The organism is Paenibacillus sp. B01, assembly GCF_009649995.1.
In the GTDB taxonomy this organism is placed as follows: Bacteria; Bacillota; Bacilli; order Paenibacillales; family Paenibacillaceae; genus Paenibacillus_O; species Paenibacillus_O pasadenensis.
Window position 1 is genome coordinate 4,039,681 of record NZ_CP045802.1, and the last position, 20,750, is coordinate 4,060,430.

A 20,750-nucleotide genomic window follows, 5' to 3' on the forward strand; every position below is an offset into this window, starting at 1 on the left:
GACAAAAAGGTGGAAGCCCTATGTTAACCGGACCTATGCTCATTATGGCATTCGTTATTGCATTAGCTTTTCTGTTTCTGCTGATTATCAAATGGAAGGTTGAGCCTTTCCTTGCTTTGACCGTTACTGCCTTCGGAACGGCGATTGCCATCGGCATCCCGCTCAAGGAAGTGCCAGGCGTTGTCACCTCCGGCTTCGGCAATACGCTGACCGGGGTCGGTATTCTCATTGGACTGGGCGTCATATTCGGCTCATTCCTTGGCGCATCCGGCGCTGTCGAGAAAATCGCCGGTTCCCTGCTCAAGCTCTTCGGCATTAAGAAATCGCCTGCCGGGCTTGCTCTCACAGGCACGGTCGTATCCATTCCGGTCTTTTTCGATGCTGCCTTCGTTATTCTTAGCGGCTTGGTGAAGAGCCTGGCTACACGCACAGGCATTTCAATGGTAACTTTCGTAACTGCTCTGGGCATCGGACTGATTACCTCCCATAACATGATAGCGCCTACGCCTGGTCCAATGGTCGTAGCCGAGAATACGGGTTCAGACCTTGGCTTGTTTATCCTGTACGGAATTATTGTCGCGATTCCGGCTACGCTTGTAGGCGGCTTTCTTTACGGCAAATACATCGGGAAACGCGTACAATCGACTGTCACCGTAGACGATAGCGCCGCGCCTGAAGAAGCGGCATCGAACCGCAATGAAATTAGCACAGGCCTTTCATTCGGCATGCTGATTCTGCCAATTGCGCTGATTCTTATGAATACAATATCCAAAATGCTGTTCCCCGGAACAGGCCTAGCTACCTTCTTCGGTTTCGTAGGCGATAAAAACATTGCCTTGTTGATTAGCGTACTTGCAGCCATTATTGTGCTGCGCCCGTACATTTCGGATAATTACAACTCTCTTTATTCCGAATCGATCTCTACTGCCGGCATGATCGTGCTCATTACAGGGGCCGGCGGCGCATTCGGCGCAGTGATTAACCACAGCGGCATCGGCGACTACCTGATTACAACCATGCAGAGCTGGAGCATCCCTGTTTTGTTGCTGGCCTTTATATTCTCGCAAATACTGCGCGCTTCGCTTGGTTCTTCAACCGTAGCGCTCGTGACAACCTCCAGCATCATGGGTCCGCTCATTGTCGACCTTGGCGTCTCGCCAATATTGCTTGGCCTGGCTATCTGTGCGGGCGGCATCGGCTTGTCGCTGCCGAATGACTCCGGCTTCTGGGTCGTGAACCGCTTCGGCAAGCTGACGGTGACGCAGACGCTTAAAGTATGGACGCTTGGCGGCTTCATCGCGGGTCTAACCGCGCTGGCTTCCGTCTATGTCCTTAGCCTGTTCAGCGGCATTCTGCCGGGACTGTAAGCTCTATTGACGATAAAGATAAAGGTGTGAAACCTATGCATATTGGAAACCGATTGGCGAGAGACGTATTTGACCGCTTGCCTGCTGTGGACAGCAGGCAAGTGAATGAATGGCTTGAAGCGGAGCTGGAAAGCTTCGGCCGGAAAATCATTGTGCTGGACGATGATCCGACCGGCGTGCAGACGGTGCACGGCATATCCGTATACACCGACTGGTCCCCGGAGACGATGCTGAAGGGCTTCCGCGAGGAAGGATCGATGTTCTTTATCCTGACCAACTCTCGCGGCCTGATCGCCAGCGAGACCGAGGCGGTTCATCGCGACATCGCGCGACACGCGGCAGAAGCGTCCAAGGAGCTTGGCGGCAAGCCTTATCTGATCGTCAGCCGCGGCGACTCCACTCTTCGCGGACATTATCCGCTGGAGACCGAGACGCTGCGCAAGGCAACGGAAGCGGCTTCCGGCGTTCCGTTCGATGGCGAAGTTATTCTCCCCTTCTTCAAAGCGGGCGGACGCTATACGATCAACAACATCCACTACGTCCAATACGGCGAGGAGCTGGTTCCCGCAGGCGAGACCGAGTTCGCGCGAGATCGTACATTCGGCTATGCCGAATCCGATCTGGGCAGATGGGTCGAAGAGAAATCCGGCGGCGCCTACTCGGCAGCCGATACGACTTCTATTTCCCTGGACAGCCTGCGCGCGCTTCAGATTGAAGCGATCGAGGAACAGCTCATGAAGGTTAGCGGCTTCAACAAGGTTGTCGTTAATGCCGTCGACGATATAGATGTGAAAATTTTCTCCATTGCACTCGTACGAGCAATGAAACGCGGCAAAACCTTTATGTTCCGGACGGCCGCAGCCTTCACTAAGGTAATTGGCGGCGTCAGCGACAGACCGCTCCTGACGAAGGAAGAGGTTGTTGGCGGACAGCCGGGTACCGGCGGACTGATCCTTGTCGGCTCGCATGTGAAGAAAACAACCGAGCAGCTTGAACAGTTGAAGACCTGCGGCTTTGTAACCTTTATCGAGTTTGATGTGCATCTGGTCACACAGCCGGAAGCTTTCCAAGCTGAGGTTGACCGTGTAATCGCCGAGACTGAAGCCGCTATTGCAGCTGGCAGAACCGTCACCGTCTATACGCGCCGCGAGCGTCTGGACCTTGGGGAAGGAAAGCAGGAGGAAGAATTGCAGCAGTCGGTCAAAATATCGGATGCCGTCACCAGCATCGTGCAGCGGCTGAACGTGCGGCCGCAGTATATCATTGCCAAAGGCGGCATTACGTCCAGCGATATCGGGACCAAGGGACTGCGCGTGCAGCGCGCCACTGTCGCCGGGCAGATCCAGCCAGGCGTTCCGGTCTGGATTACGGGAGACGAAAGCAAATTCCCCGGACTTTATTACGTGATTTTTCCGGGCAATGTCGGATCGGCTTCCACGCTGAAGGATACGGTAGAGCTGCTGGCTCGCTGAGAGTTGGCGCAGCTTTTACTGCCAGGCGTCATGCCCTGCTCAACCACAATAAGCCCTCCCTATGAAATGGCTGTATAGCGCATCCATTTTTTCAGGAGGGTCTGTTTTTATTTTTAGGCTATGTAGTTGGCTTCTCCGCCGCGTTTGCGCGGCTTGCAGGGGCGCCATGAATTGCCGCTGAACGAGGCCGCCCAGAAATGCCTGTACTCCGCCATCGAGCCGCAAAATTAGACATTCGGCGCGCCGAGCCGGACGCCGCCGCTGCCCCGTCGCCGAGACTCCGGCCTTGCCGCCGCCGCAGCGGATCGTCCAGCAGATTTCGCCTCAGAAGCCTTCCAGCGGCGGCGCCTTCAGGCTCTCCCTTGCGATGCCTGCGAGCAGCGCGATGCCGACGGGAATGCAGGCTTCGTTCAGCTCGTAGCGAGGGTGATGCAGCCCGTACGCGCGTTCCGCATCCCGCTCGGGACCGGAGCCGATCCAGAAGAAGCAGCCCGGAACGGCGCCCAGGTACAGGGAAAAGTCTTCTCCCGCCAGCACCGGCTCCGCCTCGTCGCGGCGCTCCGCTCCGAGAATGCCGTCGATCGCCCGCTCGGCCAGCGAAGCGGCGCGGACGTCGTTGGCCAGCACCGGCACCTGGCCGATGTACGCCAGGCGGACCTGGCAGCGATGGCTCGCGGCAATGCCTTCCGCCACGCGGCCGATCGCGGCCCGCAGCCTTTCCCGCACGTCCGGATCGAACGCGCGCACGGTCCCCGTCAGGCGGCATCTGTCCGGAATGACGTTGTTCGCCTCGCCGCCGTGGATGCTGCCGATCGTGACGACCGCGCTCGCGAACGGAGACAGCTCACGGCTGACGATCGTCTGCAGCGCCTGCACGATGGCCGCGGCGCAGACGATCGGATCGACGCCCTGCTCCGGCAGCGCGCCATGCGCTCCCTTGCCTTTCACCTCAAGCTCGATCCGGTCGACAGAGCCCATCATCGGACCGGGACGGGTAGCAGCCCGGCCTGCCGCCAGCGTCGGCAGGTTGTGCAAGCCGTAGATCTCCTCGACTCCGTCCAAGGCTCCCTCCTCCAGCATCGCCTTCGCTCCCGCGTTGATCTCCTCCGCTGGCTGGAACAGCAGCCGGACGGTGCCGTCCAGCGCTTCCCCGCGCAGCAGCTCGGCCGCGCCGAGCAGCATCGCGGCATGGGCGTCATGGCCGCAGGCATGCATGATGCCCGCATGCTCCGAGGCGAACGGAAGCCCGGTGCGCTCCTCGATCGGCAGCGCATCCATGTCGGCGCGCAGGGCGATCGTCTTGCCGGACCCGCTTCCGGCCAGCTCGGCGACGATGCCATGCCCGCCGACGCCGGAGCGGTACGGGATGCCGAGGCGGTCCAGCTCCCGCGCGATTCTCGCCGCCGTGCCGCTCTCCTGCAGGCTCAGCTCCGGATGCCGGTGCAGCTCCCGCCGGAACTCGATCCAGCGCGGTCCGATCTCCTCCGCTTGCTTCAGCAGGCTCATGTCGGCTCCTCCTTTCCATACAGCTCCTCCATGATCCGGCGGCCGGTCGGCGTCTGCGCGAGCCCGCCGCGCGCCGTCTCGCGGTGCTCGGACGGCATCGCCGAGCCGACCTCCAGCATGACGCCGACGACCTCGTCCGTCGGGATCGCGCTGATGACGCCCGCCAGCGCCATATCGGCCGCCGCCAGCGCCGTGACCGCGCCGAATCCGTTGCGCACGATGCAGGGGATTTCGACGAGCCCGGCGACCGGGTCGCAGATCAGGCCGAGCGAGTTTTTAAGCGCGAGACCGACGGCATGCACCGCCTGCTCGGGCGTGCCGCCGCGCAACTCTGCGAGCGCGCCCGCGGCCATGCCGATCGCCGAGCCGATCTCCGCCTGGCAGCCGCCCTCCGCCCCCGAGACGAACGATCGGTTGGCGATGATGTAGCCGATCGCTCCGGCCGCGAACAAGCCCGACACCAGCTTGTCGTCCTCCCAGCCGAAGCGCTCCTGCGAATGGACGAATACGCCCGGAATGACGCCGCAGGAGCCGGCTGTCGGCGTCGCGACGATCCGGCCCATCGACGCGTTGACCTCCGACACGGCGAGCGCGTAGGCCATCGCGTCGGCCGCGCCGCCCCCGAGCGACGGCTCGCCTTCGGCATAGGCTTTCACGCGCGCCGCATCCCCGCCGGTCAAGCCGCTGGCGGAGCGGACGCGGGCATCCAGTCCTTTGCGCACCGCTTCCTTCATGATGCCGTAGTAATCGGCCATCTGCTGCCGGATCCGCTCCGGCGGCTCGCCCGACTCGCGGGCCTGCTCCAGCAGCATGAGCTCCCCGATCGTCAGCCCTTCCTCCCGGCACAGCGCGACCAGCTCCGCCAAGCTCGACATCCTCATGTGTCCGCCTCCTCCGCCGACAGGTCGATGGTTCGCACCCGGCTGACGCCCGCGACGCGGCCGATCTCCGCGACCGCTTCCTCCGGAACGGCCTGATCGCATTCCATGACGGTCAGCGCCGCTCCTTGGCGCGATTGCCGGCCGACGGTCATGGAGACGATATTGCCCTGCGCCCGGTCCAGAATGGCGGCGATCCGGGCGACCGTCCCCGGCCGGTCCTCATGGAAAATGAGCAGCGTCGGCTGCGCAGCCGCGAATCGGACGTCGAACCGGTCCACGGCGATCAGCTCGATGCTGCCGCCGCCGATGGAGCGTCCCTTGACGGTGACGCTGGACGCGCGTCCGCGCAGCGCGATGCTCGCCGTATTGGGATGCGGCTCCAGCTCCCGCCCTGTGCGGATCGACACCTGCAGGCCGGCCAGCTCCGCGTGTGCGAGCGCATCGCGCAGCCGCTCATCGTCGGGGGCATGGCCGAGCAGGCCGGCCACGAGCGCCTTGTCCGTGCCGTGGCCCCGATAGGTGTCGGCAAAAGAGCCATACAGCGCGATGTCCGCCTCCAGCGGGGGTTCGCCGAGCGCCTGGCGCGCGGCCCGTCCGATGCGGGCGGCGCCGGCCGTATGCGAGCTCGAAGGCCCGATCATGGCCGGACCGATGATCGAGAACACATCCTTGAACCGCACGGCGCTCACGCCTCGTCCAGCCAGTCGGAGAGGTGCGCGGCCACGAAGGCGTCGTCGTTCAGATGCGGATACTGGGCATACACGCGGTCGATCTCCTCCCGCTGTCCCGGAGAGAGCGTCTCCTGCGGATTGAGGCACCAGATCCCCTTCATCAGCCCTTGGCGGCGAAGCACCTCGTGGATGCCGGGAATGCATCCCTCGAAGCCGTGGGCCGGGTCGAAGAAGGCCGCGTTGGCGTCCGTCACTTGAGCGGCCCAGGTCAGCCACTCCCTGGAGATCGAGGCTCCCTTGCGGACGCGCTTGATCTCCTCCAGCAGCTCCACCGCGTTCCGGGTCCAGACGGCCCAGTGGCCGAGCAGGCCGCCGACGATCGTCTTCTCCACGATCTCGCCGTCGATGGTGAACCGGAACGTCGTGAGCAGATCCGCGACGATGTTGTCGTCGTTGCCCGTGTAGAGCGCGATTTCGTCCCGCCGCGGAGAGGAGCAGACGGCGCGGACGACGTCGAGCGTCTGGTAGCGGTTGAACGGCGCCATCTTGATCGCCACGACGTTGGGGATGTCCGCGAACTCGCGCCAGAACGCATAGCTCAAGCGCCTCCCGCCGACGGAGGACTGCAGGTAGAAGCCGATGACCGGCATGCGCTCGGCCACCTGGCGCGTGCGCTCCAGCAGCTCCCGCTCGCTCCAGCCGGCCAGTCCGCCCATGCTGAGCAGCGCGGCGCCGTAGCCGAGGCTCCGCGCCAGCTCCGCCTCCCGCAGCGCCTGTTCCGTCGGACCGCAGACGCCGGCCACCATCAGGAAGGGACGGTCCAGCCTCGCCCGCTCGACCTCCTCCGCCGCCATCCTCAGGACGGTCTCGAGCAGGCTGTGCTCGGGATCGCGGATCTCGAACTGGGTCGAGTGCACGCCGACGGCGATGCCGCCTGCGCCGGAAGCGATGTAGTATCGGCTCAGCGCCCGCTGGCTCGCTTCGTCGAGCCGGCGGCTCTCGTCCAGGGCTAGCGGATGCGCCGGGATCGCCAATCCGTCCCTGAGCGCGTCCAGCAGCTCCGGCGAGAGCGTCGCGCCTGCTTGTTTAGCCGCCATCAGAAGTCCCCCTTCCGCTGCTGGAAATGCGTCGGCTTGTTCCACGACGGGCCGCCGCTTTGCACCCATTCCGCCGTCCAGTCGATCATCTGCCGCAGCGTGACGGTCGGATAGCCGAACAGCCCATGCGACTTGGCGGCGTTGTTCAGCAGGGCGGTATCCGCTTCCTTCCCCGTGAAGAGCGCCTCCTTGCCGAGCCTCTTGGCGAATTCGCCCGCGGCCCAGCGGATCGACAGCGTTTCCGGACCGGTGATGTTGATGACGGCGGGCGGGCTGCTGCAATGCCCGAGGCAGCGCAGCGCCATCGCGTTCGCGTCGCCCTGCCAGATGACGTTGGCGAAGCCCATCGTCAGGTCGATCTCGCGCTCCTCGCTCACCGCCCGGGCGAGCTCGTGCAGGACGCCGTACCGCATGTCGATGGCGTAGTTCAGGCGGTACATGGCCATCGGCGTGCCGTTTTTATGCGAATGGTACTCAAAGATGCGCTCGCGCCCCAGCGTCGACTGGGCATACTCCCCGATCGGCTCCGGCGCGACGTCCTCGCCTGCTCCGCCGCCGGACACCGGCAGGAACGGATAGATGTTGCCGGAGGAGAAGACGACGATGCGCGAATGCTTGTACTTTTCCGCCACGCGGCCCGGCAGGTACGCGTTCATCGCCCAGGTGAAATGCTCGCGGCCTTTCGTGCCGAACTTGTTGCCCGCCATATAGATGACGTTCGCCGCGTCCGGCAAGGCGCGCAGCGCCTCGTCGTCCAGCAGCTCGCAGGAAATCGTCTCGACGCCCGCCTCCTCCAGCTCCGAGCGCGCCTGCGCGTTCGAGAAGCGCGAGATGCCGTACACCCGCTTGTTCAGTCCGCCTTCGCGGATCGCGTTCATGGCGAGCCTCGCCAGGCTCGGTCCCATCTTGCCGCCTACGCCCAGCAGCGCGATATCGCCGTCGATCGCTTGCAGCTCCTTGACCAGCGCTTCCGTCGGCTCGGCCAGCTTGCATTCCAGTTGCTCCACGGTATTCATCTTCTTCCGCTCCCTTCGTCGCTGTGCTTCGCTTCCAGCATACGTCGGCCGCTTAATTAAAGACAGGACATAAATTCGTCTTTAATTAAACGAAAAAAACCGCTCCGCGACCCGCTTGAACGGGACGGAGCGGCTACAAGAAGCGCCTCTGCAGAAGGCAAGGGTCAAAGCGACTTGCCGGCGAGAAACGTGAAGCGGTAAATCTGCCGCGGCCTGCCGCGCGGCACCTTCTCGTAGGCGGCGACGTCGACCAGGCCGCCGTCGATCCACTGGCCGAGCAGGCGATGCGCGCTGCGCACGGTGATGCCGAGCAGCTCGGCGAGCTCCTGCACCTTGTACTCGTATTTGTGGTGGCGAGCCATATGGTAGAGCAGCTTGCTCAGGTAGGCGCTCGTCATGCCGGCCTCCTCTGCCTGCCGGATGAGCGAGGCGTCGGTCGGAGCAAGGATGGCCTGCACCGGATCGGCCATCTCCAGCGGCCCGATGAGCGTCTCGTCCTCCCGGACGATGTAGCAGGCGTTGCCTCCGGCTTCCTTGGCCTTGCGAAGCGCGCTCCGCGCATGGGTGCCGGCCTCGCCCGCCGTCGTGCCGAAGCCGATGCCGACGCTGAGCGACAGGCCGAACGACTGGTACACGTCCTTGGAGAGCGGGATCGTCTTGTAGCCTCCCGTCTCCTTCTCGAAGATGCCTCTCGTCGTAAAGAACAAGTACTCGTCGCTGCCGACCGGCGTCAAGTAGCCGTCCAGCAGCTCCACGTACTGCAGAGCCATCCGATGGATGTCGAGCTTGAGCTTCTGCAGCTCATGCTCGCTGGAGCGGATTCTCGCCATCTGCTCGAAGCGGTCGACGCTGAGCATGCCGACGACGATCTGCGATTCCTTGCTGCGCCGGGATTCCGTCGAGAGCAGCGCCCTCTCCAGCGTCACGATGATGTCCTGGTCGGACGGAACGATCAGCTCGCAAGGCAGGGAAAGCCGCCCGAGCTGCTCCGCCACCTGCCAGACGCCCGTGAACGAGACGCCGCAGCGGCCGGCCTCGGCCAGCTCGCGGTGAAAAGCGACAAGCTTGTCCGCGGAGGCATAGGCGGGACCGTCGTATACGGTCAGCTTCACGTCTTCCAGGCCGAGGTCGGCAAGCGTCCGCGCGGCCATCGCCTCGGTCAGCGAGTCGACCGCGATGCCTCCCGCCAGCCTGCCGGCGCGATGCGCAGCGAAGATCGTCTTGTACAGCCCCGATCCGTTGAGCGGAACGAAATAGGCCGGAACTTGCAGCTCCTTGCTCAGCTTCAGCGCCCGGTGCGAGGGGGCGCCGGACAGCACGAGCGCCTCCGCCGACCGGCCGAGCTCAAGCGCGGCCTCGATCGCCTCCTCCTCCGTATCGGCCGCGCGCGCCGCGGGCTGGAACGATGGAAACGACTGGATGACCCGGAGCATGCGCTCGACGATCGCCCCCGGGCCGATCAGGCCGACTTTGATCTGCATGGTCATGAACCTCTTTCTTCGCAGGAGTTGGGTCCATTCTCGCATAGATCACGATCGCCTGCCACCGTTGTTTTCCCCGCCCCGCTGCCCGCTGCTGCCGTCCGGCCCCGTCGCTACAGCTTGACGAACTGCCCGGTCCGCTGGGACTCGAACGCCGCGAGGATGACCTTCAGCGACTTCAAGCCTTCCTCGCCCGAGATCGCCGGCGGCGTGCCGGTCGAGACGGATTCCAGGAACGCGTCGATGACGCCGCTCGGCACTTGCTTCTCGTTGGTCGCCATGGCGCCGACCTTGTACGTCTGGGTGAGGCCCTCGGTCGGCTCGACGATGACCTCGTCGCCGTCGACCGTGCCGATCTTCATGACGCCGCGCTCGCACCAGAGCACCGTGCTGTTGTCCCCGCCCTTGTACTGCGTCCAGCTCGCGACCAGCGTGCCGATCGCGCCGCTTTTCATGCGCAGCAGGCAGGCGGCGTTGTCGTCCACGTCCGTATCCTTCTTGTCCACCGTGCCGATGAAGCCGGCGACCTCCGCCACCTCATCGTTCAGCAGATAGCGGATGAAGTCCGACTTGTGCACGCCGAGGTCGCCCATCGCGCCCATGACGGCCTCGTCCTTGCGGAAAAACCAGCTGCCCGCGCCGTCGACGCTCCAGCCCTCGGGACCGGGATGGCCGAACGACGTGCGGAACGTCAGCACGCGGCCGAGCTCGCCGGAGTCGAGGATCTCCTTGGCCTTGACATGCGGAGGCATCAGCCGCTGATTGTGGCCGATCATGAGGAAAACGCCGTTCCTGCGCGCCGCCTCGATCATCTGCTCGCCTTCCTCTGCCGTGGCAGCCATCGGCTTTTCTACCAGCACATGCTTGCCCGCGTTCGCGGCAGATATCGCCATCGAGGCATGCAGATGGTTCGGCGTGCACACGCTCACGGCATCGACGTCCTCGCTCGCGAGCAGCTCCTCATAACTGGCGTAAGCCTTGCCGCCGTATTGGTCCGCCATCGCCTGCGCCCGCTCCAGGATCGGATCGGCAAAGGCGACCAGCTCCGCCAGCTCGCTCTCGGCATACTCGGGAATATGTCTGCGCTGGGCGATCGCGCCGCAGCCGAAGACCGCGATTTTGATTTTGCTCATCGGATCGGTTCTCCCTTCGGAATTGGAATCGAAATCGAAATTGGAATCAAGCGTTCAAACGGTCAAATAATGGCGCTGCACCCAGGCGTAGCTGTTCGCTACGCTCTCGAGCGGCGGATTTTGGCAATGGTCCTGCTCCACGATCAGCCACTGCACGCCCGCTGCCTCGGCCGCCTCGATGACGGCCGGCAGGTCCACGCCGCCTTGTCCGAGCTCCAGCGTCTTCATGCCGCCCTGCTCGTCGAGGGCGAAGTCCTTGAGATGAAGGAGCGGCAGCCGGCCGGCATACTTGCCGATGTACGCCACCGGATCCCGTCCGGCGAACTGCACCCAGCAGACGTCCATCTCGACCTGGACCGCTTCCGGCGCCGTCGCTTGGAACATGGCGTCGAACGCATTCTCCTCGCCGACCTGACCGTGAAACTCGAAGTCATGGTTGTGATAGCCGAAGACCAGTCCCTGCTTGGCCGCCTCGGCGCCGATCGCCTGCAGCTCGGCGAACAGAGCGGTCCAGCCCTCGCCCGTCTGCGGCCGGTCCTCCTCCATCAGATAAGGGCAGATCATGTAGGTCGCGCCGATCGTCTTCAGATAGTCGATCTCCTTCTGCAGGTTCTGGCGCAGCGCGTGCAGCGAGACGTGGCTGCTGAAGCCCTTCAGCCCCAGCTCGTCCAGCGTCGCTTTCATTTCTTCGGCGGAGAGGTCTCCGTATCCTGCGAACTCGACGCCTTGATAGCCGAGCGCCGCCGCTTTGCGCAGCGTGCCCTTGAAGTCGGATGCGGTCTCCTCGCGCAGCGTAAACAGCTGCAGGCCGATGCTGATCTTGGTCATTGGTAGTCAATCTCCTCTGCGGAAAGGATTTTTAGGCTCAGGTTTCATTCTAGGCGATCCCCCTCTAGAATGAACATATACAATTCCGGCAAAACATGAACGATTTGCTTGGAAATCTGAAGACGGAGGCCGTTCCCGGTGGAAACTTCCCTGCTGATCTGCGATTATTCCAGCCATTACAAGCCGTTTCTCCATGATGTGAGGAGCGGCCTGCAGCATTACCTATTTCGCCTGCAGGCCGAAGGCACCTGCGAGGTCGCCTCGGGCGGCGCCTCCTACAGGCTTGCGGGAGGAGACCTGCTCCTGCTGCGGCCCGGCGACGACTATCATCTGAGCGTAAGCGAGCCGGCCAGGAAGGGACGGCTGTCGAGCGGCGATTATTATCTGTTCTGCCATGGTCCCTGGATCGACGCCTGGTGGAGCCGCAAAGAGCGCCCGACGGTCAGCCGCGTCGGAGCCGACGAGCAGCTCATCACGCTCTGGCGCAGCCTTCTGCTGGAGAAGCGCCGCCATGCCCTCGACGAGGATGCGGAGCTGAAGGACGCGCTCCTGCGCAGCCTCTGCCTGTATATCGACCGGGCGATCGCCGAAAGCGCGCCGAGCGGGACGCCGGGAACGGCGGCGCTCAAGATCAAGCGGTTCATCGAGGAGCAGGCCTTCTCCACCTTCAAGCTCGAGGAAGCCGCGCGGCATGCCGGACTGAGCCTCTCCCGAGCGGTGAGGCTGTTCAAGGAGCAGTTCGGCAAGACGATGATCCAGTACGCCATCGAGATCCGGCTGCAGGCAGCCGTCGAGCAGATCAAATACGGCGAGCTGAAGCTCGAGCGGATCGCGAAAGCATGCGGCTTCGCCAGCTATTCTTATTTCCACCGCGTCTTCCGGACGCATTTCGGGCTTTCGCCGCTGGAGTACCGTTCGCTTCACCACGAGCGAGGCTCGAGCGGCTCGGTTGGCTCGGACGGCTCGGCCAGCTCGGGCGGCCCGGTTGGCTCCGGCAACCCGGGCGGCTCGGGCGGAGAAACCGGGCCGGAATGACCGATCACGGCACGAACACGTCGAGTCTCGAAATTCCATCCTTTTTACAAAAAACACTCAACTTCCCATATCTTCCTGCCGATAATCTTTGGGTTCGATTATAGACAAGGGGAGAGTCCACCGATGGAAACGACCATCCAACCGCTTGACGGAAGCCCGTCCGGCCCGAATCCTTACGCGCCTTATCGCAGCGACGAGCCCGTCAGCGTCAAATCCTGGCTGATCACGCTCGTCATCCTGATGATTCCGATCGTGAACATCGTCATGCTGTTCGTCTGGGCGTTCGGCGACAGCGCCAATCTCAACCGCAAGCATTTCTCGCGCGCCTATCTGCTCTGGGCGCTCATCGGCATTGCATTCTACCTCGTCCTATTCGCGATCTTCGGCGCTGTCATGATCAGCGCGTTGAGCGAAATGCCGGTCTAAAGGAGGAATTTCGACATGAACGCACAGCCTTATTCCGGTTCGGCTCGCGATCCGTATCACGGGGGCGGCCCCAGCTCGGTCATGACGACCGGCAACTGGTTCGTCACCCAGCTGCTCCTGGCGATTCCGATCGTCGGCCTCATCCTGCTCTTCGTATGGGCGTTCGGCGAGAACGCCAACGTCAACAAGCGCAACCTGAGCCGCGCCTACCTGTTGCTTTTCCTGATCCTGATCGGCGTCGGACTCGCCATTTCCATGCTGAGCGCACTGATCGTAGCGAGCGGAAGCTAGCCGCAAAAAAGCTGCCCTGCCAAGTCGACGGACTTGGCGGAGCAGCTTTTTTTCACCCTAAAGAAAGCCTCAGCGCAGAGCGCCTGCGGCCGCCGCTTGCGCCCGCGCGATTCGGCCGCGCAGCCAGACGCTCTCGCGGGCGAGCATGCCGGCGGGGTCGCCGCCGAACCATTCGACCGAGCCGTACAGCTCCGGCTCGCCCGCGGCGAGCTCCAGCAGCGGCTCGTAGTCGATCGCGCCGTCGCCGAGCGCGACCATGCCCTCGCGGCTGCCGCCGGCCGCATAAACGATGTCCGGCCGGAATACGCCGACATGCTCCAGCCGGTCGATGTTCTTGAGATGCAGGTAGCCGATCCACGGCTTCAGCTCCCGCCAGCAGGCGGACGGCTCGCCTCCAGCCTCCCACAGATGGAGGGCGTCGAAGTTGAGCAGCGCCGCTCCCGGCCGCAGCGCATCGGCCAGCCGCATCATCTCCGCCGCCATCGCCGGCGTGTCGAGCAGCGTCGCCGGATGCGTCTCCAGCAGCAGCTGCACGCCCGCCTCGCGGCAGAGCGCCCCGAGCTCGCAGGCCTGCTCGATGACGACGCGGCGCTCGCCGCCGTCCAGCTCGGCGCTGCCGCGGCTGCCGGCGAAGATGCGCAGCCGCGGAGCCCCGCACCAAAGGGCGCGCTCGATCAGCCGCTGGCAGCTGTCGCGGCTCGCGGCGAAGTCGGCCTCCGGCGAGATGTCGACGTAGTGGCTCACCATCGAGATGCCGAGGCCGTGCGCGCGCAGCCGCGCGAGATCCTCCTCCGCCTGCCGGCGGTTCAGCTCATGGAGCTGGGCGGCGTGGGCGCCCCACAGCTCGATGCCGTCATAGCCGAGCCCGGCAGCCAGCTCCGCCAGCTCGCGGAACGAGACGAGCTGGTGGCGGAACGAGATCGTGCACAGCGCCGTTTTCATGCCGGCACCTCCGCCTGCCCCCGCAGCGGCGGGGCCGGCTCGCCGAGCGTCGCCTGCCGCCAGCCGTCGTACTGAAGCCAGATCTCCTCCTTGATGCCGCGTTCGATCGCGTCGGCTTCGTCGAGGCTTTCGAGCAGCGTCTCGACGAGCGCTTTTTTGCCGGTCATGGCGATCTTCACGGACAAGTAGTGGGCGGTCGAGTACGTCTGGCACAGGTCCTCGATCTGGTTCGCCCACTTCAGGAAGCGGTCGCGCGAGTAGCCGAGCGTATCCTGAAAATACATCAAGGCGTATTCGTAGCCGTACTTGCGGATCGCGAGCACCTTCAGCTGCTTCAGCGCCGGCAGCAGATGGGCGAGCGCCTCCGGCGTGCCGGCTCCGGCCGCTCTCGCCACGATGGCGCGCACCTGCTCCGTCAGCTCGTTGCGCTCCGGCCGGAACGTCTCGCGGAAGTACGCGTCCACGAGCTCCAGGCTCGGCGCGCCCACGGCCTGCGCATCGATCGAGTAGCCGGCCCCGTCCTCGCCCATCGCCAGGATGGCCGCCACGACGTCGTCCTTTTTGGCCTCGCCCTCCCAGCGGAAGTCCGGGTCGAACACGAACCACGTATCGTCGCGATCCGTCTTCGACACCATCAGATAATGAGGAAACGGGCTCATGCTCGCCTTCGTCTCGCGGTCCGGCAGCCGGCTCATGTCGAGCATGACGAGCAGGTAGCGATGCTCCGGCTGCTCCTCCATCAGCTCCAGCAGCCGCTCCACGTTGCGCTCCGGCGAGAGGCCGGGGTCATGCCAGCGCTGCGCGCGCAGGCCGAACAGCCGCTCGTAGTCGTCGAAGCGCCGCTGATGCGACAGCCTTTCGGAATGATAGGCGAGGCGGCCGTCGTCCGTCACGTCGAACTCCGCATCCCACACGCCGAAATAAAACGGCCGGTGGTCGGCCTCTCCGCGCCTTTTCACGATCTCGCACAGGCAGCTCATCAGGCAATGGATCTTGATGCTCATGTCAACCCTTCCCTTCCGCTGCGAGCGGGCGCAGCTCCCCCATGAAGTCCAGCACCGATTCGACCGTCGCGAAAACGCGCGGATCGACCTCCGCATCCGGCACCGCCAGCCCGAGCCGCACCTCGATCCAGACGATCAGCTGCATGACGAGGATGGAGTCGAGCCCCAGATCCTCGGCGAGCCGCAGCTCGTCGTCCAGCCGCTCCGGCAGCTGTCCGAGGCCGAGGTCCTGCTCCATCAGGCCGCGCAGCCCGCTCCTTCTCGCTTCTCTCGGCATCATGATTCCTCCTCCCGGCGCAGTCGCGCGCGGCTGATCTTGCCCGAGGGCAGAGCGGGCAGGCTGGAGACGAGCGCGATCGCGGCCGGCACCTGGTAGGCGGGCAAAAGCCTGCGGCAAGCCTCGCGGATCGCCTCGTCGCCGACGCTGCCGTCGGCGACGACGCGCGCGCTCACGCGCTCGCCCATGACCGGATGGCGGCTGCCGTAGACGACCGCCTCGCGCACGCCGGCCACCTGCAGCAGCGCCCGCTCGACCGCGGCCGGATACACCTTGCGTCCGCCGATGTTGATGACGTCGTCGACGCGGGCGACGAGCCGCAGCCCGCCGTCTTCGGCGCGGTAGGCCAGATCGCCGGTGCGGAACTCCGCTTGCGCGGCGGCAGCTCCGCGCTCCGGGAGGCGTCCTCCCGGATCCGGAAGCACGATCCCGTCCGGACGACGCTCGCCGCTTCTCTTCTCCGCCGCAGACAGCGGCCGCCAGGATGCGCCGACCCCGCGCCCGTATTCGCTGGAGCTCGCGGCAAGCGGCCCCCGGCGGCGCAGCGTCAGCTCCGCCGGCTCGTCCGGGCCGCCGCCCGCCCGCGCCTCGAAGCGGCCGAGCTCGGTCCCGATGTCCTGCACGCCGGCCATGCGGGCCGACAGCGAGACGCAGCCGAGCTCGGTGCAGCCGTACTGCTGCATCAGCGTATCCGCCTGGGCTTGCAGCCGCTCGAACAGCGGCTCCGTCATCGGCGCGCCGGAGGAGAGCAGCCGGTGGAAGCGCATGCCCTCTCCCGCGAGCGACGAAATCAGATGGAACAGCAGCGGCACGCCGTAGGCGAGATGGCGCGGATGCTCGCGCAGCGCGGCCAGCATCGCCTTCGGATTGCGGGCCGGAGCAAGCACCGGCTCGGCTCCCCGCGCCAGCGTGGCGACGACGCCGCACAGCAGCCCGAACGAATGCGATACCGGCGCGAGCACGACCGTCGTCAGGCCGCTGTCCGCTCCGGCGCCGGCCTGCTCGAGCGCCCGGTTGTAGTCGGCCGTCTCCTCGGCGATCTCGGCCCATGTCCGCCGCAGCAGCTTGGAGCGGCCGGTCGTGCCGGACGAGTGCTGGAGCAGCGACGGCTCCCAGGGCGTCCGCTCCTGCGGCTGCGGACCGGCCAGGAACTGCTCCGCGCGGCCGTAGACGAGGCCGCAGCAGCCGCTCTCGAGCGAGGTCTCGAACGCCGCGTCCAGCGGCATGTCCTCGCTCAGCAGCAGCGCGGACCCGCCTTCCTCCCGCAAATAGAGCGCGAGCGCGGCCGTTTCCTCGCGGCTTTCGAGGCATAGCGCGTACAGCCTCCCCGACGGCCGCGCGAGATGCGGCAGCCGGCGGAAGCCGGACCAATGCGATTCAAATCGGCTGGACATGGAGCATCGCCTTCCTTTCCTGAATTCGGCTGCGGGCGGCCAGCAGCGGGTTCGGAGCCTCGTGGCAGTAGGTCACCGTCGGATCGGGGAACAGGCGGCCCTTGGTCAGCGCCTCGACCTGGCAGAGCGGACGGAACAGGCTGAACGCCTCCATCCGCTCCGCAGGCTGCGGGAAGCGCTCGAAATGCGCGTCCAGCAGCTCTGCCGCCAGCTCCCAGAACGCCTCCTCCGCGAAGCCGTGGCGGCGCTCCAGCATCCAGCTCAGCTCGCCGAGGTTGAACAGCAGCAGCGCGTCCAGCAGCGTATCGCGCACAGCCGCCGGATCGTCCTGCTCGAACAGCGCGTTCGGCGCGGCGAGGCGGAAGTTCTCGTGGATCGAGCGGTAGTCTGGAACCGCCTGCGGCTCGGCCAGCAGCGGCGGATGGTAGTAGAAGCCTTCGTGCACGTCCTTGAGCGCGGCTCGCTCCGGCCAGCCGCCGCGATGCAGCAGCGCCATGTTCTGGCCGTGCGATTCCAGCGCGACGCCATGGACGACGAGCAGATGCGCGGCCGGCAGCAGCGACACCTCCAGCAGCCGGCGCACCCAGCGCTCGGCGCCGTAGCGCTCCAGCCAGGGGCCGACGAACGTGCCGCGCGCATCCTCCGCGAACAAAGCGTTGAACGGCGCGGCCTGCTCGCCCTCCTCCAGCTTCGGCTCCAGCGACTCGCGCCAGAGGCAGGCGAGCACGCCGTAGATGTCCGGCTCGACGCTCTCGTCCGCCGGCGGCGGATCGTAGACGACGCCGGCGAATTCCTCCAGCAGCACGAGCCTCGCCTCGTCGCGCAGATAGGCGTCCCGCCCGATCATGCCGCTCAGCCAGCGCGACGTCTGCGGCGCGCTCGCCACCGAGTGCGGACTGAGATAGCGCGAGGCCGACGTGTTGACGAGGCTCATCGCCAGCTTGACGTACGGCCTTTCGGGCCGGGACCGGTTCGTCATCGTGCGGATCGACTGCTGCGGCGCATAGAGGTCCCCGCCCTCGCCCAGCAGCACGACCGTGCCCTCGCGGATGCAGTCCGCCAGCGCCCGCGCGATCTGACGCCGCCATTGCCAAGGATGGACCGGCAGCAGCGCGTAGGCGTCCGGATCATGCCCGAGCCCGCGCAGCTTGGAGCGGAACGCCTCCAGCGTCTCGTCCCCCAGCTCCTCGCGGGCGAGGCTCTCCAGCGTCCGCTCCGGCGCGCAGGCAAGATGCAGCCAGCCGTCGTCCCGCACCGCCGCCCACAGCAGCCGCAGCTGCGGGCGGTATTCCGGCCCGTAGCGGAAGTTGTCGGCGTAGTCGAAGCCGACCCGCGACTTGTACGAGGGATGATAAGGATGGCCCTCGCCGAGCGCCGTCTCCAGCTCGCCGTACGGCAGCTCGCGGAGCTCGGCGACCGGCGAAGGATGCAGGCAGCGATAGACAGCGTCCTTGAGGCGCGTCTCCTCCAGCTCGCGGATGAACGCGGCGAGGCTGTCCGGCTCGACCTCCGTGCCGCGCAGCAGCTCCGCCATCATCATGCCGAGCGGCGTTCCCTCCGCCGTGCCGCCGGCCGATCTGCGGCGTACCGGCCCGTCCAGCCGGATGCGGCCGAACGTCGCCGTCCGCCGCCCCTCCGCTTCATAGCGGACGGGGGCGCCGTCCCGGTCCGCTGCCCGCAGCGCGAACCTTAGCCGCCCGCGTCCTGCCGCGCCTTCTCCTTCCGCATGTCCTGCCGCCTCCAGCTCCTCGAACGGCACGAGCCGCTCGAACAGCATCGACTCGACCAGCTGGCGGCGCATCCGCTCGCCGACCTCGTCGTAAGCGGCGGAGCGCAGCGCCCGCTGCACGAGCTCGTCCTGCGGCATCGGCTCGTCCTGCGTCGATCGTTCGTCCTTCTGCACGAGCTCGCCCTGCCCGGACGGCTCGTCCTGCGTCGATCGTTCGTTCTTCCGCACGAGCTCGTCCTGCCGCGTTCTTTCCTCCCGCCTGTCCGGCCTCATGAAGCTCCTCCTCCCATCGCTTCGGCGAGCGCCCGGCGCCCGCCGCTCCTTCGTCCGAGCCCTGCCGCGGCGAGCAGCGGATTGGGGATCGGCACATAGACCGACTGCCGCTCCAGCGGCAGCTCCAGCTCGTCCATGTCATGGAGCCGCGTCAGCAGATTGCCTTTGCACGGCAGCTCCTCCGCCTGCAGCAGCCGCTCGAGGAAGCGCGAGCCCTCCCGGTCCAGCGGACGGAACGCTTCCAGCTCCCGCCGGATGTCCATCAGCAGCTCCTCCTCCTTCGCCAAGCCCTCGACGCCGAACGCGCCGACGAGGCCGAACAGATGGTTGACCATCAAATAGTAGATCAGATGCTCGTCCGTCACCTCGTCGGCGTACACGTCGCCGCTCTTGCTGCCGATGCCCGGCAGCTCGCGCTCGAGCGCGCCGAGCATGGAGCGGCTGAAATAATAGCCCTGGTTGTCGCGGAACCAGTACCGCACCGGCCAGCCGTCGCCGTCCAGCTCGACGAGGCTGTTCTGCATATGGGCTTCGAGCGCGATGCCGTACGCGAGATGCAGCCGGACGAGCGGCCGCAGCGACAGCTCGAGATAGCGGCGGAACCAGCGCCTCGACGCCTCGGCCTCGGCGAGGCCCGTCCGCTCGGCGAGCCGGCCGATCAGGCGGCCGAGCGGCGAGCGCCGGCCCGGCAGCGCCTCCTGGGCGAGCGCGGCGAGCGTGACGGCGCGGCAGGAGCCGCCGCTGCGGAACGGATTGTCCCGCAGCACGACCTCGAAGCCGCTCGCCGGCCCCTCTTCCTCCCCGAGCGTCGCGTAGGCCGGATCCGTCATGACCGCGAAGCCGGGGTACGCCCGGCAAGCCTCGCCGATGCGCGTATCGAGCAGCCGCCGAATCTCGATGCCGCTTTCCAGCTCGTTGATCTTCATCACCCGCAGCGAGTTGGTCAGCTTCACCCGCAGCGAGAACTTCAGCATGTAGGCGGCATCCGGATGATACACCGTGCGGACGGAGGAGGTCGGAAAATACTCTCTGCCCCCCGGCCCCAGGCTCCGCAGCAGCCCGCGCTCCAGCCAGTCCTGCGTGCGCGGCTGCTCCAGCAGCCAGCGCGCCTGCAGCGGATGCACCGGCAGCATCGTCCAGCCGGCTTCGGCGCAGCGCTTCTTGAGCTCCGGCGCGGCCTCGGGATCGGCCAGCAGCTCGCCGCGCAGCAGCTCCGAGGCCGGGCTGCCGGCAGCCGACCGCTCCTTGACGATCGACCGATGCGCCTGAAAATAATGCAGCCGGAAGCGCCCGCCGAGCTCGGGACAGTAGACGCCCGCTTCCGCGCCGCTCATGCCTTGGCGGCTTTTCGGCGTCGGATGGAAGCCGTGGCCGAAGACGAGCGACTGCTCGGCGGACAGGAAGTCGTTCCCGCCGGACTCCGGCTCCGGCCGGGCGAGCGCGGCGGCGACGATCTCCTCCACGTTGCGGCAGCTCTGGATGATGCGCAGCAGCAGCTCGTCGCGTCGCGCGAGGCCCGGCCTCGTCAGCGCCAGCTCCTGCACGAGCAGCGCCGACGCCGTGATGTAGTCGGCCTCCGCCAGCGCGCCGCCGAGCTCCGGCCGGTACCAGGCCTTGCCGCTGGCCGCATGCCGGCCGGTCGGCGAATGGTAGTCCAGCCCGACCCACAGCACGATGCCTTGCGCGCTCAGCTGCAGCTCCAGCATGCCGGCCCGGCCCGGCTGCGCGCCGGCCGGCGTTTCCTGCGGCAGCCGCAGCTCGGCGTCCGCTCCCGCCTCGCGGGCATAACAGTTGACCATCGCCTGCAGAGCTGTCCGCTCCGCGACCGATTTGGCCTCGTTCATAATAGACCCCCTTGTTCAACTTATTCAGGCATCCGCTTTGGTCGGGCGGCTTGCCAGGATCAGGAAGGAACGATTATAATAAT

At 65.7% G+C, this 20,750-nt stretch carries 19 protein-coding genes; 5 read left to right on the forward strand and 14 right to left on the reverse strand.

Annotated features, from left to right (window positions below; translation table 11 throughout):
• Window positions 1-20 precede the first annotated feature (20 nt).
• Together GE073_RS17325 and GE073_RS17330 are read left to right on the forward strand one after the other, a co-directional pair.
• Window positions 21-1,367 (forward strand): GntP family permease, encoded by a 1,347-nt coding sequence (locus GE073_RS17325; RefSeq protein ID WP_153783953.1) that lies wholly within the window; start codon window positions 21-23, stop codon window positions 1,365-1,367.
• Between the two features lie 35 nt (window positions 1,368-1,402).
• A complete protein-coding gene (locus GE073_RS17330; RefSeq protein ID WP_153783954.1) occupies window positions 1,403-2,839 on the forward strand; it encodes a four-carbon acid sugar kinase family protein in 1,437 nt (478 codons plus the stop codon).
• Between the two features lie 324 nt (window positions 2,840-3,163).
• On the opposite strand, the gene GE073_RS17335 is transcribed toward GE073_RS17330, so the two are convergent.
• The 8 genes from GE073_RS17335 to GE073_RS17370 all read right to left on the reverse strand — a co-directional run bounded on the left by GE073_RS17335 (window position 3,164) and on the right by GE073_RS17370 (window position 11,452).
• Complete coding sequence (locus GE073_RS17335) at window positions 3,164-4,345, reverse strand: M20 metallopeptidase family protein (protein ID WP_153783955.1); 1,182 nt, start codon at window positions 4,343-4,345, stop codon at window positions 3,164-3,166.
• Entirely contained in the window at window positions 4,342-5,226 is an 885-nt protein-coding gene (gene sdaAA / locus GE073_RS17340; RefSeq protein WP_153783956.1) for an L-serine ammonia-lyase, iron-sulfur-dependent, subunit alpha, read from the reverse strand. Before sdaAA ends, GE073_RS17335 begins: the two co-directional genes overlap by 4 nt.
• Window positions 5,223-5,906 carry an L-serine ammonia-lyase, iron-sulfur-dependent subunit beta gene (sdaAB, locus tag GE073_RS17345; protein WP_153783957.1) on the reverse strand — a complete coding sequence of 228 codons (684 nt, stop codon included), beginning with the start codon at window positions 5,904-5,906 and terminating at the stop codon, window positions 5,223-5,225. Before sdaAB ends, sdaAA begins: the two co-directional genes overlap by 4 nt.
• A gap of 5 nt (window positions 5,907-5,911) precedes the next feature.
• Window positions 5,912-6,994: a dihydrodipicolinate synthase family protein gene (locus GE073_RS17350; RefSeq protein WP_153783958.1), complete on the reverse strand. Its 1,083-nt coding sequence runs from the start codon at window positions 6,992-6,994 to the stop codon at window positions 5,912-5,914.
• Window positions 6,994-8,010 (reverse strand): NAD-dependent epimerase/dehydratase family protein, encoded by a 1,017-nt coding sequence (locus tag GE073_RS17355; protein ID WP_153783959.1) that lies wholly within the window; start codon window positions 8,008-8,010, stop codon window positions 6,994-6,996. Before GE073_RS17355 ends, GE073_RS17350 begins: the two co-directional genes overlap by 1 nt.
• A gap of 164 nt (window positions 8,011-8,174) precedes the next feature.
• Complete coding sequence (locus GE073_RS17360) at window positions 8,175-9,491, reverse strand: helix-turn-helix domain-containing protein (RefSeq protein WP_153783960.1); 1,317 nt, start codon at window positions 9,489-9,491, stop codon at window positions 8,175-8,177.
• 113 nt (window positions 9,492-9,604) lie between these two features.
• Window positions 9,605-10,624 (reverse strand): Gfo/Idh/MocA family protein, encoded by a 1,020-nt coding sequence (locus GE073_RS17365; protein ID WP_153783961.1) that lies wholly within the window; start codon window positions 10,622-10,624, stop codon window positions 9,605-9,607.
• 54 nt (window positions 10,625-10,678) lie between these two features.
• Complete coding sequence (locus tag GE073_RS17370; protein WP_101807899.1) at window positions 10,679-11,452, reverse strand: sugar phosphate isomerase/epimerase family protein; 774 nt, start codon at window positions 11,450-11,452, stop codon at window positions 10,679-10,681.
• A 138-nt stretch (window positions 11,453-11,590) separates the two neighbouring features.
• Between GE073_RS17370 and GE073_RS17375 the strand changes: the two genes are divergently transcribed.
• From GE073_RS17375 to GE073_RS17385, 3 genes are all read left to right on the forward strand, one after another.
• Window positions 11,591-12,487 (forward strand): helix-turn-helix domain-containing protein, encoded by an 897-nt coding sequence (locus GE073_RS17375; protein WP_153783962.1) that lies wholly within the window; start codon window positions 11,591-11,593, stop codon window positions 12,485-12,487.
• 123 nt (window positions 12,488-12,610) lie between these two features.
• Window positions 12,611-12,913 (forward strand): hypothetical protein, encoded by a 303-nt coding sequence (locus tag GE073_RS17380; RefSeq protein ID WP_219623309.1) that lies wholly within the window; start codon window positions 12,611-12,613, stop codon window positions 12,911-12,913.
• 15 nt (window positions 12,914-12,928) lie between these two features.
• A complete protein-coding gene (locus GE073_RS17385) occupies window positions 12,929-13,204 on the forward strand; it encodes a hypothetical protein (RefSeq protein WP_028597582.1) in 276 nt (91 codons plus the stop codon).
• Between the two features lie 69 nt (window positions 13,205-13,273).
• Here GE073_RS17385 and GE073_RS17390 read toward each other — a convergent pair whose 3' ends face one another.
• From GE073_RS17390 to GE073_RS17415, 6 genes are read right to left on the reverse strand one after another with little or no spacing between them, the layout of a single operon-like run.
• Complete coding sequence (locus tag GE073_RS17390; protein ID WP_153783963.1) at window positions 13,274-14,146, reverse strand: sugar phosphate isomerase/epimerase family protein; 873 nt, start codon at window positions 14,144-14,146, stop codon at window positions 13,274-13,276.
• Window positions 14,143-15,150 (reverse strand): DUF6005 family protein, encoded by a 1,008-nt coding sequence (locus tag GE073_RS17395; protein ID WP_153783964.1) that lies wholly within the window; start codon window positions 15,148-15,150, stop codon window positions 14,143-14,145. The genes GE073_RS17390 and GE073_RS17395 overlap by 4 nt, the downstream gene beginning before the upstream one ends.
• A gap of 1 nt (window position 15,151) precedes the next feature.
• Window positions 15,152-15,430, reverse strand: a complete 279-nt coding sequence (locus GE073_RS17400) for a phosphopantetheine-binding protein (protein WP_228551607.1) — start codon at window positions 15,428-15,430, stop codon at window positions 15,152-15,154.
• Entirely contained in the window at window positions 15,427-16,821 is a 1,395-nt protein-coding gene (locus GE073_RS17405; protein WP_153783965.1) for an AMP-binding protein, read from the reverse strand. Before GE073_RS17405 ends, GE073_RS17400 begins: the two co-directional genes overlap by 4 nt.
• Window positions 16,805-18,823: an IucA/IucC family protein gene (locus GE073_RS17410; protein WP_153783966.1), complete on the reverse strand. Its 2,019-nt coding sequence runs from the start codon at window positions 18,821-18,823 to the stop codon at window positions 16,805-16,807. Before GE073_RS17410 ends, GE073_RS17405 begins: the two co-directional genes overlap by 17 nt.
• Window positions 18,820-20,667, reverse strand: coding sequence for an IucA/IucC family protein (locus GE073_RS17415; protein WP_153783967.1), 1,848 nt, complete (start codon window positions 20,665-20,667; stop codon window positions 18,820-18,822). The genes GE073_RS17410 and GE073_RS17415 overlap by 4 nt, the downstream gene beginning before the upstream one ends.
• Window positions 20,668-20,750 lie beyond the last annotated feature (83 nt).